The sequence below is a fragment of the Pseudomonas sp. FP2300 genome (genome assembly GCF_030687595.1).
Classification (GTDB): Bacteria; Pseudomonadota; Gammaproteobacteria; order Pseudomonadales; family Pseudomonadaceae; genus Aquipseudomonas; species Aquipseudomonas bijieensis.
The window spans coordinates 829,554-842,389 of the sequence record NZ_CP117440.1 but is presented as its reverse complement, the minus strand read 5'-3'; the positions used below and the strand labels follow the sequence as shown (position 1 = coordinate 842,389).

Below are 12,836 nucleotides of genomic sequence, written 5' to 3'. Positions count from 1 at the left end.
CGATAGCTTCAAGCTTGCCATCATGACAAGGTCAAGTTCTGACAAAAACTGCCGGGCTGGCAATCGGCATCGCGCTCAGCCAAGCTGCACACATCAAGGATTTCACACCGGAGGTTCAGCCATGCGCTGGTCAGCGTTCAGCCTGTTTTGCATGCTCGGTTTTTCAGCGGTGGCGCCCCAGGCATCGGCCGCCGGCGAAGACTACGGCGTGCTGATCATTTCTCGCGAGCGCCTGGAAGTGGCGACCTCATGCGAAATCGGCATCTACATCCAGGATCAGCTCTCGGCCAGGCTGTTCCAGGAGCAAAGCACCTCCTTCAACCTGCCCCCAGGCCAGTTTTCCTTGCGCCTGAAATTGCTGCCGGGACAGGCGCCGGGTTGCAACCCGGGCATGCTCGCGCCTGGGTCGCAGAACATCACCCTCAAGGCCGGTGACATCTTGAAGTTCCGCATCGCCATGACCCAGGAAGGTATGTACCTCAAGCAGGCTGGGCTCGGTTACTGACACGCCACTTCCCCACCGTGTGAGCGAGCTTTGTGGGAGCAAGGCTTGCCCACGATGAAAGCACCACGGATTTGCGGATGACCGCAGCGCCTGGATCGCGAGCAAGCTTTGCTCCCACAAAACCAGCTCTCATATCAGAGATGCGTTCAAGCTTTTCGATTGGCGCTTGACCTTGCCAGCATGGCAAGGTTGATCCTGTAGGCATTCACTACAGGGAGCCTGACCGATGTCCGAATCCACCACGTTCGATCTACCGATTGCCGGCATGACCTGCGCCAGTTGCGCCGGGCGGGTCGAGCGGGCCTTGAGCAAAGTCACCGGGGCCAGCGCCGTCAGCGTCAACCTGGCTACTGAAGTGGCGCGCGTGCAGGCTCCTGGAGACAGCCTGCCAGCCTTGATGCAGGCCGTCGAACAGGCGGGCTATAGCGTTCCCGTGCAAACCCTGGAGTTGAACATCGAAGGGATGACCTGCGCCTCCTGCGTCGGCCGGGTCGAACGGGCCCTGGGCAAGGTCGACGGCGTGAACAGTGTCAGCGTCAACCTTGCCAACGAGCGCGCCCACCTCGAACTGCTCGGCCAGGTGAATCCACAAACCCTGATCGATGCGGTCAAGCGCGCCGGCTATGACGCCACTGTCTGGCAGGCCGAGCAGCCCGTTGATACGCAGGTCAATCGCCTGAACCGTGAACGCCTGGTACTGGTGCTGGCGATCCTGCTGTCCGTGCCGCTGGTGTTGCCCATGCTGCTGCAGCCGTTCGGCGTGCATTGGATGCTCCCGGCCTGGGTGCAATTCGCCCTGGCGACGCCGGTGCAATTCATCTTCGGCGCGCGCTTTTATGTCGCCGCCTTCAAGGCCGTGCGTGCCGGGGCCGGGAACATGGACCTGCTGGTCGCCCTGGGCACCAGCGCCGGCTACGGCTTGAGCCTTTATGAATGGGTGATCGCCCGTCCCGGCAGCATGCCGCACCTGTATTTCGAGGCCTCGGCCGTAGTGATTGCCCTGGTCTTGCTGGGCAAATACCTGGAAAGCCGCGCCAAACGCCAGACCGCCAGCGCCATCCGCGCCCTCGAAGCCTTGCGACCGGAGCGGGCGATCCAGATGATCGATGGCCAGGAGCGGGACGTTGCCATCAGTGCACTGCGCTTGAATGACCTCGTCCTGGTCAAGCCCGGCGAACGCTTCCCGGTGGACGGCGAAGTGCTGGAAGGCCAGAGCCACGCCGACGAAGCGCTGATCAGCGGCGAGAGCCTGCCGGTCCCCAAACAGCCCGGCGACAAAGTCACCGGCGGCGCCATCAACGGCGAAGGCCGGCTGCTGGTACGCACGCAAGCCCTGGGCACCGAAACCGTCCTGGCGCGCATCATCCGCCTGGTGGAGGACGCCCAGGCCGCCAAGGCCCCGATCCAGAAACTGGTGGATAAAGTCAGCCAGGTTTTCGTTCCGGTCGTGCTGGTGCTGGCCCTGGCGACATTGATCGGCTGGTGGCTGTACGGCGCGCCACTGGAAACCGCGCTGATCAACGCCGTCGCCGTGCTGGTGATCGCCTGCCCCTGCGCCCTGGGCCTGGCGACGCCCACGGCGATCATGGCCGGCACCGGCGTGGCCGCGCGCCACGGGATCCTGATCAAGGACGCAGAGGCCCTGGAACGCGCCCATGAGGTCAAGACCGTAGTGTTCGACAAGACCGGCACCCTGACCTCCGGTACGCCACGCATCGCCCACTTGACGGCCTTGGAGGGTGATGAAGATGCGCTGCTGAAAATGGCCGGCGCATTGCAACGCGGCAGTGAGCACCCTCTCGCCAAAGCCGTGTTGGATACCTGCGCCGAGCGCGGCCTGGACGTGCCGGATATCAGCGACAGCCAGGCCCTGGCCGGACGCGGTATCGCCGGCAGCCTCGGCGGGCGTCACCTGGCCCTGGGCAATCGGCGCCTGCTGGACGAACTGGGCCTGCACCCCGGCTCGCTGGCCGAATCGGCCCAGGCTTGGGAAACCGAAGGCCGCACGTTGTCCTGGCTGATCGAGCAAGGCGCGGCGCCTCGGGTGCTGGGCCTGTTCGCCTTCGGTGACACCCTCAAGCCCGGCGCCCTCGCCGCCGTACAAGCCTTGAATGAACAGCACATCGCCAGCCACCTGCTCACCGGCGACAACCAGGGCAGCGCCCGGGTGGTAGCCCAGGCACTGGGGATCTCCAATGTCCATGCCGAGGTATTGCCCGCGGATAAATCCGCCATCGTCCAGCAATTGAAGCGCGATTCGGTGGTAGCGATGGTGGGCGACGGCATCAACGACGCCCCAGCCCTGGCCGCCGCCGACATCGGCATTGCCATGGGCGGCGGCACCGACGTGGCGATGCACGCCGCGGGCATTACCCTCATGCGCGGCGATCCGCGACTGGTGCCGGCGGCACTGGACATCAGCCGCAAGACCTACGCCAAGATCCGCCAAAACCTGTTCTGGGCGTTCGTCTATAACCTGATCGGTATTCCCCTGGCGGCGTTCGGCTTGCTCAACCCGGTGCTGGCCGGCGCGGCCATGGCCCTGTCGAGCGTCAGCGTGGTGAGCAATGCGTTACTGTTGAAGTTCTGGACACCCCAGCACCTGGAGGACAAGCGATGAACATCGGCCAAGCGGCCCGTCAGAGCGGCCTGAGCGCGAAGATGATCCGTTATTACGAATCCATCGGCCTGCTCAAGGCCGCCCATCGCACCGACAGCGGCTACCGTATCTATGGCACCGACGATCTGCACACCCTGGCGTTCATCAAGCGCTCCCGGGACTTGGGGTTTTCCCTGGAAGAGGTCGGCAAACTGCTGACCCTCTGGCAAGACCGTCAACGCGCCAGCGCCGACGTCAAGGCCCTGGCCCGGCAACACATCGACGAACTGAACCAGAAAATCCGCGAACTGGCCGAACTGCGCGACACCTTGCAAGACCTGGTAGAGCACTGCCACGGCGACCACCGCCCGGATTGTCCGATCCTCAAGGAACTGGCGTCGGGGTGTTGCAAGAATTGATGCCCACCGCCCCCCTGTGGGGTTGAGGGTTTTGGCAGGCACAAGAAACCCGGCCATGGCCGGGTTTCTGGTCAACCGATCACTGCATCCAGGGCGGAGGCGGTTCTTCGGTCTTGCCGGGCGGGGCATCGTCGGCGGCGCGTACGGCCTGGCGACGTTCCTCATCCAGGCGCGCGGCCTCGATCTCGCGCATGATCCCGCCGACATCCGCCAGTTCTTCCGGCTCGTCGAACTCGCCGGTCAGCAGGCTGGCCGGGTGCAAGGTACCGGCTTCATACAGCGCCCACATTTCCTTCGCGTACTTGGTGCGCTTGAGCTCCGGGGCAAACCGGCCGAAGTAGGAGGCCATGTTGCCCACGTCCCGCTCCAGCATGCTGAAAGCATGGTTGTTACCGGCAGCGTCCACCGCTTGCGGCAGGTCGATGATCACAGGTCCCGTCGGCGTGAGCAGGACGTTGAACTCGGACAGGTCGCCGTGCACCAGACCGGTACACAACATCAGCACGATCTGGGAAATCAGATAAGTGTGATATTCACGGGCCTGGTCCGGCTCCAGTACCACATCGTTCAGACGCGGCGCGGCATCGCCATACTCGTCGGCAACCAGTTCCATCAGCAGCACGCCTTCAAGGAAGTCGTACGGCTTGGGCACGCGTACACCGGCGCTAGCCAAGCGGAACAGCGCCGCCACTTCGGCGTTCTGCCAGGCGTCTTCGGTTTCCTTGCGCCCGAACTTCGAGCCCTTGGCCATGGCCCGGGCCTGGCGGCTATTGCGGACCTTGCGGCCTTCCTGGTATTCGGCCGCCTGACGAAAACTTCGCTTGTTCGCCTCCTTGTAGACCTTCGCGCAACGTAGCTCGTTGCCGCAGCGCACCACATAAACAGCTGCTTCTTTACCACTCATGAGTGGGCGCAGCACCTCGTCGACCAGACCGTCCTCGATCAGGGGTTCAATGCGTTTTGGAGTCTTCATCAGCTTTTATTGTGGGTCCTTTATTACCAAACACGCGAATGACAGTCGTTATACGGCAATCCTTCCTCCACGGGGAGGGGTTGCCGACCTATGAACCTGCAATGCACACAATGTGCCGGATTAATCGACCGAGCCGAATCATAGCCGAGACCGGACTTGGCGTTGCCCATTGAATGCACGGGTATTTGCGACAAGAGCTGACAGCCGTGCCTACCGTTGGTTGTAGGCAGTGCGACGACTCAATGCTTGAACAGTTCCCCCGGCGTAAAGCCGAACATTCCCTTGAACGCGGCAATGAACGCCGATGTTGAGTCATACCCACAGGACAACGCGGCGCTGGTGACGCTGTCGCCCTTCTCCAGCGATCCCAGGGACGACAACAAGCGCATGCGTTGGCGCCAGGCGCGAAAGCTCAGGCCGGTCTCGCGCTGGAACAGGCGCATCAGGGTTTTTTCCGACGTACCCAAGCGTTCGGCCCAGGCTTGCAGGGTGACGTTCTGCTCCGGCTGCTCGATCAACTCGTTACACAATCCCAGCAAACGGGCATGCCTAGGCAGCGGCAGGGAGAAGCCCACTTCCGGCAGGGTTGCCAGTTGATCCAGCAACACCTGCACCAGCCGTTCTTCCTGCGTATCGCCCTGTGGGTAATCGACCGGAAGCTGGCAGAACACCTTGATCAACTCACGGGCCAGTGGCGTGACTTCCAGGACCCGACAGCGTTCGTCGGCCCATGGGCAGGCGTGGCGATGCACGTACAGGCTGCGCATTTCCGCCCGGGTGGAGGTGACGACATGGTGCTCCAGGTCGGCCGGGATCCAGATGCCCCGTTGTGGCGGGGCAAAGAAGCTGCCCGCGGCGGTGTGTACACCGAGGACGCCGCTGATGGCGTAGGAAAACTGCACCCAGTCATGCCGATGGGCTTGCGTCCAGGAACCGGCACTCAAGCTTTCGACACGGGCATAAAGCGGCCTGGGCAATTGCACCAGGTCGGGAATGCGGCGTTCTAGCTGTTGGTGTCCGTTAGGCGGCATTGATTGGCCTTATGTCGCAAGACGACTAGTAGGGACGACGTTAGGCTAAGTCGACTTTTCTTACAACTTGCGGTGCCCTATGCACATCTTCAGACACCTCAAACGCATGGCGACCGACTGGTTCCTGTGCGGCATGTTGCTCGCCACGCTGCTGGCGTACTTCTTTCCAACCTTTGGCGCCACGGGCGGGGCCATGCATGCCGAATGGGTGGTCCACATCGGCATCTTCGTGGTGTTCTTCCTGCACGGAGTCAACCTGTCCGGCGAACAGATCCGCCACGGCTTGAAGAACATCCGGCTGCACGTGATGGTGCAGGGCTTCACGTTTGGCGTATTTCCGTTGCTCTGGCTGCTCAGCAACTGGCTCCTGGGCAGCCATGTGCCGGCGCTGCTGATGCTGGGGTTCTTCTACCTGTGCGCCCTACCCTCGACCATTTCTTCCTCGGTGGCCCTGACCGGCAGTGCCGGCGGTAACGTGCCAGCGGCGATTCTCAATGCGAGCCTGTCCAGTGTAATGGGGGTTGTCCTGACGCCATTGCTGGTCAGTTTCGTGGTCGGCAGCGGTGCCGGTGGCATCGACCTGGGTTCGACCTTGCTCGACCTGTGCATGATGTTGCTGCTGCCGCTGGTGCTGGGGCAGTTCCTGCGGCGTTGGCTGGCCGGTTTTTTCGGTCGGTACAAACGCTACACCAGCGTCATCGACAAGCTGGTGATCCTGTTGCTGGTCTACGCGGCGTTCTGCAATTCGATGGTGTCGGGGATCTGGCAGCAGCAGGGCCACGGCGTGTTGCTCAGCGCCGTGATTGGCAGTGCCGTGCTGCTGGCGATCATCTTGTGGGCGACCACCCGCACCGCCCGAGCCCTGGGATTCAACAGTGCCGATGAAGTTGCCGCCGTGTTCTGTGCCAGCAAGAAATCCCTCGCCGCCGGGGTGCCGATGGCGGCGTTGATTTTCGGCAACCATCCCGGCCTGGGGCTGATCCTGCTGCCAATCATGATCTATCACCCGCTGCAGTTGATCGTCTGCTCGATCCTGGCCGAGCGCTACGCCAGCCGTCACCGGGAACTGGCGTCTGGCCAGAACGGCGTCCTCCTCAACGCTCGATAATCGCCGTCACGCCCTGGCCGGCGGCGGCGCAGATGGAAATCAACCCACGACCTCGCCCGGCCGCATCCAGCAACTTGGCGAGGTTGGCGACAATTCGCCCGCCCGTGGCGGCAAACGGGTGCCCGGCGGCCAGGGAACTGCCCTTGACGTTCAACCGGCTGCGGTCGATGGCCCCCAGCGGCGCGTCGAGGCCCAGGCGGGTCTTGCAGTAGTCCGGGTCTTCCCAGGCCTTCAGCGTGCATAACACTTGGGCGGCGAACGCTTCGTGGATTTCGTAGTAATCGAAGTCCTGCAAGGTCAAACCGTTGCGCGCCAGCAAGCGCGGCACGGCATAGACCGGAGCCATCAGCAGCCCTTCGGCGCCATTGACGAAATCCACCGCCGCCGTTTCACCGTCGCGCAGGTACGCCAGGATCGGCAAGCCCCGGGCCTTGGCCCACTCTTCACTGCCTAGCAGCACCAACGAGGCACCATCGGTCAGTGGCGTGGAATTGCCCGCGGTCATCGTGCCCTTGGCGCTTTTTTCGAAGGCGGGCTTGAGGGAGGCGAGTTTTTCCAGGGTCAGGTCCGGGCGCAGGTTGTTGTCCCGGGTCAGGCCGAGAAACGGTGTCATCAGATCGTTCTGCCAGCCTTCGGCGTAGGACGCGGCCAATTTCTGATGGCTTTCCAAGGCCAACTGGTCTTGCGCTTCCCGGGGGATCTGCCAGGTCTGGGCCATCAATTCGCAGTGCTCGCCCATGCTCAGGCCGGTGCGCGGCTCGTTGATGCGCGGTAAGTCCGGCAGCAAGTGCTGGGGGCGCAATTGCAGGAAGACTTTGATTTTCTCGGCAGTGGTCTTGGCGCGATTGGCTTGCAGCAAGATCCTGCGCAACCCTTCATTGACCGCGATCGGCGCATCCGACGTGGTGTCGACGCCGCCGGCAATGCCGCTGTCGATCTGGCCCAGGGCGATTTTGTTGGCCACCAGCAGCACCGTCTCCAGCCCGGTGCCACAGGCCTGTTGCACGTCATAGGCCGGCGTCATCGGTGACAGCCGCGAACCGAGCACGCATTCGCGGGTCATGTTCATATCCCGGGAGTGCTTGAGCACCGCTCCGGCGGCCACTTCGCCGATGTGCAAGCCATGCAGGTCGTAGCGTTCGATCAGCCCCTCGAGGGCAGCCGTCAACATCGCCTTGTTGCTGGCGGTGGCATAGGCGCCGTTGGAACGGGCAAAGGGAATGCGGTTACCACCGATGATCGCGACGCGACGTAGCTGTGCCATGAAGAACTCCCCGTGTAAGTCTGAAGGCGCCAAAGGGCCTGAAAAAGACGCTGTTCCTGCCCAAGCTTAGGCTTTATCTGGCCGATCGAACGACTGATTGCCAATCATGGTCCACACTTGGAACCTCATCAGCCGGAGTGTGTTCCATGTCTGACCGTTATATCGACTTCGCCAATTCGCCCATTGGCCGGCGCATGGTCGGGTCCCTCGGCCTGCCATCGCCGGTACGCCTGGAACGCTGGCAGGCCGGGCGGCTGCGGCCGATCGAAGGCGCATTGCTGCTGGGCGGCGGGCCGTTGATCGAACAGATCGGCACGTTTGCCAAGCGCCTGACCGACAGCATTTTCATCTACGGCGGCGAGCCGACCCTGGCCACCGAGTGGATCCCCGGCCATGGCCCGAAAATCAAGGCGGTGGTGTACGACGCCAGCCATTTGCTGCAGGCCGACCAGCTCAAGCAGCTGCGGGAATTTTTCCAGCCACTGATGAAAAACCTCGATCACAGCGCCCATGTCGTCATCCTCGGTCGCGCGCCAGAGCGTCTTGCCGACCCGTTCGCCGCCAGTGCCCAGCGGGCGTTGGAGGGTTTCAGCCGTTCCCTGGCCAAAGAGCTGCGCCACGGTGGGACGCTGCAACTGCTGTACGTCGGCGACGGCGCCGAAGCTCAGTTGGAAGGCGCATTGCGGTTTTTCCTGTCGCCCAAGAGCGCCTTCATCTCCGGGCAGGTCATTCGCCTCAACGCCTGTGACACCCAGGTCCAGGACTGGACCCGACCGCTGACCGGGCTCAAGGCACTGGTCACCGGTGCCGCCCGCGGGATCGGCGCTTCCATCGCCGAAACCCTGGCCCGTGATGGCGCCGACGTGATCCTGCTGGACGTGCCGCAGGCCAAGACCGACCTCGACGCCCTGGCCGCACGCTTGAGCGGGCGCAGCGTCACGCTGGATATCTGCGCCCAGGACGCCGCCGCACAACTGATCGAGCACCTCCCCGACGGCATCGACATCGTGGTGCACAACGCTGGCATCACTCGGGACAAGACCCTCGCCAACATGACCCCGGAATTCTGGGACGCGGTGCTGGCCGTCAACCTCAATGCCCCGCAAGTGCTGACCAAGGCCCTGCTCGACAGCGGCACCCTGCGCGACAACGGCCGGGTCGTTCTGCTGGCCTCCATCAGCGGCATTGCCGGCAACCGTGGGCAAACCAACTATGCAGCGAGCAAGGCCGGGCTGATCGGCCTGGCCCAGGCCTGGGCGCCGCTGCTGCAACCACGGGGCATCAGCATCAATGCCGTGGCGCCGGGTTTCATCGAAACGCGCATGACCGCCGAGATTCCCTTCGCCTTGCGCGAAGCCGGGCGGCGCATGAGTTCCCTGGGCCAGGGCGGCCTGCCCCAGGATGTCGCCGAAGCCGTGGCCTGGCTCGCGCAACCGGGCACAGGCGCGGTGACAGGACAGGCCCTGCGGGTATGCGGGCAAAGCCTTTTGGGAGCATGAGCATGACGATCCAATGGCATGAGGTCAGCAGCCCGCCATCCATGTCCGGGCTCTATTCAAAAGCGGCGACACGGCGCAAGGTCACTGGAACGACCTTGCCCGAGAAAGGCTTGCGCCAGGTGCTTCAGGTCGACCCGCAACGCCTGGCGGCCTATCGCAAAGTGTGCGGTTTCGTCGATAACGGACTGCTGCCGCCGACCTATCCCCACGTTTTGGCATTTGCCCTGCAGATGCAATTGCTTACGGATCGGGACTTTCCATTTCCGCTGCTGGGGCTGATCCACTTGAGCAACCGCATCCGTGTATTGCGGCCCATGGGCGGGGTCGGCCAGGTGCGGGCCAGCGTCAATGTCGAGAACCTGCAGGCCCACCCCAAGGGCGCGGTATTCGACCTGGTGACAGGCCTCGATGATCAACTGGGGCCGCTGTGGGAGGCCCGCAGCCAGATGCTTTGCAAAGGTGTCCAGCTCGACGGAGCACTCGTGGAGGATTCACCGCAGGCCAGTCTGCCCTTGATCGAAGTCGCCCGCTGGACGGCACCGGCCGACATCGGCCGGCAATATGCCAAGGTGTCCGGCGACTACAACCCGATCCACCTGAGCGGCCTCAGTGCCCGCTTGTTCGGCTTCCCCACTGCCATCGCCCATGGCCTGTGGAACAAGGCCAGGACTCTTGCAGCGTTGGATGATCACTTGCCCGAGGCCAACATCGAGATCGATGTGACCTTCAAGAAACCGGTACGCCTGCCCAGCGAGGTGACGCTGCTGGCGAGTGCGGCGGGGTCCAGTGGGCAACTGCAACTGGTGGGGGCCGGGGCGCTGGAGCATATGGTGGGAGAGTGGCGGCCGGTGGCCTGAGCAGGTCGATGGTGTTCACAGCGAATTCCTGTGGGAGCGAGCCTGCTCGCGATAGCGGTGGATCAGCTTGCCCCAGGGTTGAATGGGCCGCCGTCATCGCGAGCAGGCTCGCTCCCACAGTTTTGTTCCGGGGTGTTCACGGGTCGAGTGTTCGCCACAAAATCCTTGTGGGAGCGAGCCTGCTCGCCTCCATCTTGAATGCACCCTGGTCAGCGCGGTGGATAGTTGGCCAGGATCCGCCCCACTGTCTCGCGCACGGCCGTGTTGCGGTCCGTCGGGTTGGGAGAGTTGCTGAGCAGTTGTTCGTCGCTGCCACGCCACACCAGCTTGCCATCCTTGCCATCGAGCAGGTCGATCTGCACGGTGGCGACCTTGTAGCTGATGTTGCGGGTTTCGTTGTACATCGGCCCACCCCAATAGCCATTCCAAGGGCCGCCCCAACCGCCGCCATAATTAGTCGTGACCTGCTGCTGGCGATCCTCGACGATCAAATAGGTCTGGACCAGCACATCGCCGCGCCCGCCAGCCGCAGCCGGGCGCAGGCCGCGTTGATCGAGTTGATCGGTAACCGCCTGGCGGATTCGCTGCTCGGTCAGGTCGCTCTTGATGCGTGGGTCATCAGGGCGATATTGCAGCGCCGGCTCTTTCCAGCTCCAGCTGCGGTACGCCGCGAAATCGCGGCTGGTGTCGAAGTCATGGTTGACCTGGTTAGAGGCACAAGCGCCCAACAGCAGGGTGAAGGCCAGTAGAGCAAGACGGCGAAACATGGTTTTTCTCCGTTGAGCAATCAACTTGGGGGATACGCCGACAGGGCTTTTTCCACCGCTTCGCGAATGGCGTCGGTACGCTCGCTCTGGCTGCCACGCTGGCCGGTCTCGGCGCTGGCGCTCCACACCGGCTGCCCGGTGCGGGCATCGAACAAGTCCACCCGAACCACCACGACCTGCTCCTGATACGTGCGCACCATCGGCACCGGATGGTACACGCCATACCCCGGGCCATAGCGGTCATAACGGTTATAGCCGCCGTAGTAACCGGCATCGTAGTCGTCCCGGACCTGGCGTACGCGGGTCTCCAGGCGCAGGTCGGCGCTGACGAACAAGTCGGCGGGCCGGTTGTCATGCAGCGGGCGCAGGCCACGCTGGTCCAGGGCATTGCTCACCGCTTCGGCCACCTGGGCCGAATCCGCCCAGGCGGTACCCGAGGGCAGGCGCCCGTCGCGCCAGGCCCAACTGCGATAGCGCCCATAATCACGGGGTGGCGCCGGGTAGGCGCTGCGGTCGAACACCGTGGCGGCCTCGGGCGGCGCCGGTGGCAGCGGGTTGGAAGTGGCGACATAGGGGTTGCTGCCCTGGCAGGCCACCAGCCCCAGGCACAGCACCAACAACCCTGAACGACCTTTCATTTCGCTCTCCGATTGCCCCCTCCGATCAGAGGGGACGGCAGATCCAGTGCAGGTAACGCCCCAACCCGGCAAACGCCGGGTGGCGACGGTGGGCCAGCTCCATTTCCAGCAACTGCGCAAGCTCCACGCGGCCCTGGAATTCCACCGGCATGTAGTCATGGAAAACCCGCACGCCACTCTGGCTTTCGACCTGCCACAGGCCTTCAAGTTGCGCCGCCAATGCTCGCGGATCAAGGGGTTGTTGCGGCGTCAGGCTCTGTTTTTCGCCGGCCATGTCGTTCTTGCGCAACTTGCGGAAATGCCCCTTGAGCAAATTGCGATAGATCAGCGCGTCGCGGTTGTAGAACGCCAGGGACAGCCAACCGCCAGGCGCCGTGAGTTGATGCAGCACCGGCAGGATCGCATGGGGCTCGGCCAGCCACTCCAGCACCGCGTGACACAGCACCAAGTCGTACGGTTCAGTGAGCTGGCCGAGCAGGTCCTGCCACGGCGCCTGGATGAACGTGGCGCTCTGGCCCGCATCGGCAAAGCGCTGGCGGGCGCCTTCGAGCATGGGCTCGGCCGGCTCGGCCAGGGTCACCTGGTGGCCACGCTCGGCCAGCCACAACGACATATGGCCCAGGCCAGCGCCGATATCCAGCACCCGCAGCGGACGTTGGGGCAAGGTTTCCAGCAGATCGGCCTGAAGCACCGCCAGACGGATCGCGCCCTTGGCCCCACCATAGATTTTTTCCGCAAAGCGCGTGGCGAGTTGATCGAAATGCCGGTCGCTCATTGGCCGAACCGCCGCTCGCTGTCGGCCAGTTTGCTGCGCACCACGGCGTCCATGTCCAGGCCCAGCTCGCTGCACAGCAGCAACAGGTACAACACGATGTCACCGACCTCCTGCCCGGCGTGGGCCAGTTTGTCCGCTGGCAACTGGCGCGACTGGTCCTCGGTCAGCCACTGGAAAATTTCCACCAGTTCGGCCATTTCCACACTGGCGGCCATGGCGAGGTTTTTCGGGCTGTGGAATTGCCGCCAGTCGTTACGGTCACGAATGGCATGCAGGCGTTCGGTCAGTTCAACAAGGTTCATCGGGTTCTCCTGAATACGCATAGCTTCAGGGGGATGACCGGGGAAGGCAAGAGTCTCGGTAGGAAGCGACGGTTTACCCCATAATCGAACCAACTCGGC

At 63.4% G+C, this 12,836-nt stretch carries 13 protein-coding genes; 6 read left to right on the top strand and 7 right to left on the bottom strand.

Annotated features, from left to right (window positions below; genetic code table 11):
* Positions 1-121: 121 nt before the first annotated feature.
* From PSH86_RS03580 to cueR, 3 genes are all read left to right on the top strand, one after another.
* A complete protein-coding gene (locus tag PSH86_RS03580) occupies positions 122-505 on the top strand; it encodes a hypothetical protein (protein ID WP_109752296.1) in 384 nt (127 codons plus the stop codon).
* Between the two features lie 226 nt (positions 506-731).
* Positions 732-3,125, top strand: a complete 2,394-nt coding sequence (locus tag PSH86_RS03575) for a heavy metal translocating P-type ATPase (protein WP_305487897.1) — start codon at positions 732-734, stop codon at positions 3,123-3,125.
* The gene (cueR, locus tag PSH86_RS03570) at positions 3,122-3,523 is read left to right on the top strand and encodes a Cu(I)-responsive transcriptional regulator (RefSeq protein ID WP_109752292.1); all 402 of its coding nucleotides are present in this window, start codon (positions 3,122-3,124) and stop codon (positions 3,521-3,523) included. Before PSH86_RS03575 ends, cueR begins: the two co-directional genes overlap by 4 nt.
* Before the next feature lie 79 nt (positions 3,524-3,602).
* Here the strand turns inward: cueR and PSH86_RS03565 are convergent, their stop codons facing one another.
* Together PSH86_RS03565 and PSH86_RS03560 are read right to left on the bottom strand one after the other, a co-directional pair.
* Complete coding sequence (locus tag PSH86_RS03565) at positions 3,603-4,496, bottom strand: PA4780 family RIO1-like protein kinase (protein WP_305487893.1); 894 nt, start codon at positions 4,494-4,496, stop codon at positions 3,603-3,605.
* Between the two features lie 239 nt (positions 4,497-4,735).
* Positions 4,736-5,527, bottom strand: coding sequence for a helix-turn-helix transcriptional regulator (locus PSH86_RS03560; protein ID WP_109752288.1), 792 nt, complete (start codon positions 5,525-5,527; stop codon positions 4,736-4,738).
* A gap of 79 nt (positions 5,528-5,606) precedes the next feature.
* On the opposite strand from PSH86_RS03560, the gene PSH86_RS03555 reads away from it, so the two are divergent.
* Positions 5,607-6,635: a bile acid:sodium symporter family protein gene (locus PSH86_RS03555; protein WP_305487890.1), complete on the top strand. Its 1,029-nt coding sequence runs from the start codon at positions 5,607-5,609 to the stop codon at positions 6,633-6,635.
* Here the strand turns inward: PSH86_RS03555 and PSH86_RS03550 are convergent.
* Complete coding sequence (locus PSH86_RS03550; RefSeq protein WP_109752284.1) at positions 6,622-7,899, bottom strand: acetyl-CoA C-acetyltransferase; 1,278 nt, start codon at positions 7,897-7,899, stop codon at positions 6,622-6,624. The two genes, PSH86_RS03555 and PSH86_RS03550, sit on opposite strands and share 14 nt — an antisense overlap.
* 146 nt (positions 7,900-8,045) lie before the next feature.
* Here PSH86_RS03550 and PSH86_RS03545 point away from each other — a divergent pair, with 146 nt between their 5' ends.
* The gene (locus tag PSH86_RS03545; RefSeq protein WP_109752282.1) at positions 8,046-9,398 is read left to right on the top strand and encodes a 3-oxoacyl-ACP reductase; all 1,353 of its coding nucleotides are present in this window, start codon (positions 8,046-8,048) and stop codon (positions 9,396-9,398) included.
* A 2-nt stretch (positions 9,399-9,400) separates the two neighbouring features.
* The gene (locus tag PSH86_RS03540) at positions 9,401-10,255 is read left to right on the top strand and encodes a MaoC family dehydratase (RefSeq protein WP_116834090.1); all 855 of its coding nucleotides are present in this window, start codon (positions 9,401-9,403) and stop codon (positions 10,253-10,255) included.
* Between the two features lie 209 nt (positions 10,256-10,464).
* On the opposite strand, the gene PSH86_RS03535 is transcribed toward PSH86_RS03540, so the two are convergent.
* From PSH86_RS03535 to PSH86_RS03520, 4 genes are read right to left on the bottom strand one after another with little or no spacing between them, the layout of a single operon-like run.
* Positions 10,465-11,022 (bottom strand): DUF4136 domain-containing protein, encoded by a 558-nt coding sequence (locus PSH86_RS03535; protein ID WP_109752278.1) that lies wholly within the window; start codon positions 11,020-11,022, stop codon positions 10,465-10,467.
* Between the two features lie 20 nt (positions 11,023-11,042).
* Positions 11,043-11,660, bottom strand: a complete 618-nt coding sequence (locus tag PSH86_RS03530) for a DUF4136 domain-containing protein (protein WP_176688703.1) — start codon at positions 11,658-11,660, stop codon at positions 11,043-11,045.
* A 25-nt stretch (positions 11,661-11,685) separates the two neighbouring features.
* Entirely contained in the window at positions 11,686-12,435 is a 750-nt protein-coding gene (locus tag PSH86_RS03525) for a methyltransferase (protein ID WP_305487880.1), read from the bottom strand.
* Positions 12,432-12,737 carry a MazG-like family protein gene (locus tag PSH86_RS03520; protein WP_003186192.1) on the bottom strand — a complete coding sequence of 102 codons (306 nt, stop codon included), beginning with the start codon at positions 12,735-12,737 and terminating at the stop codon, positions 12,432-12,434. Before PSH86_RS03520 ends, PSH86_RS03525 begins: the two co-directional genes overlap by 4 nt.
* Between the last annotated feature and the right edge of the window lie 99 nt (positions 12,738-12,836).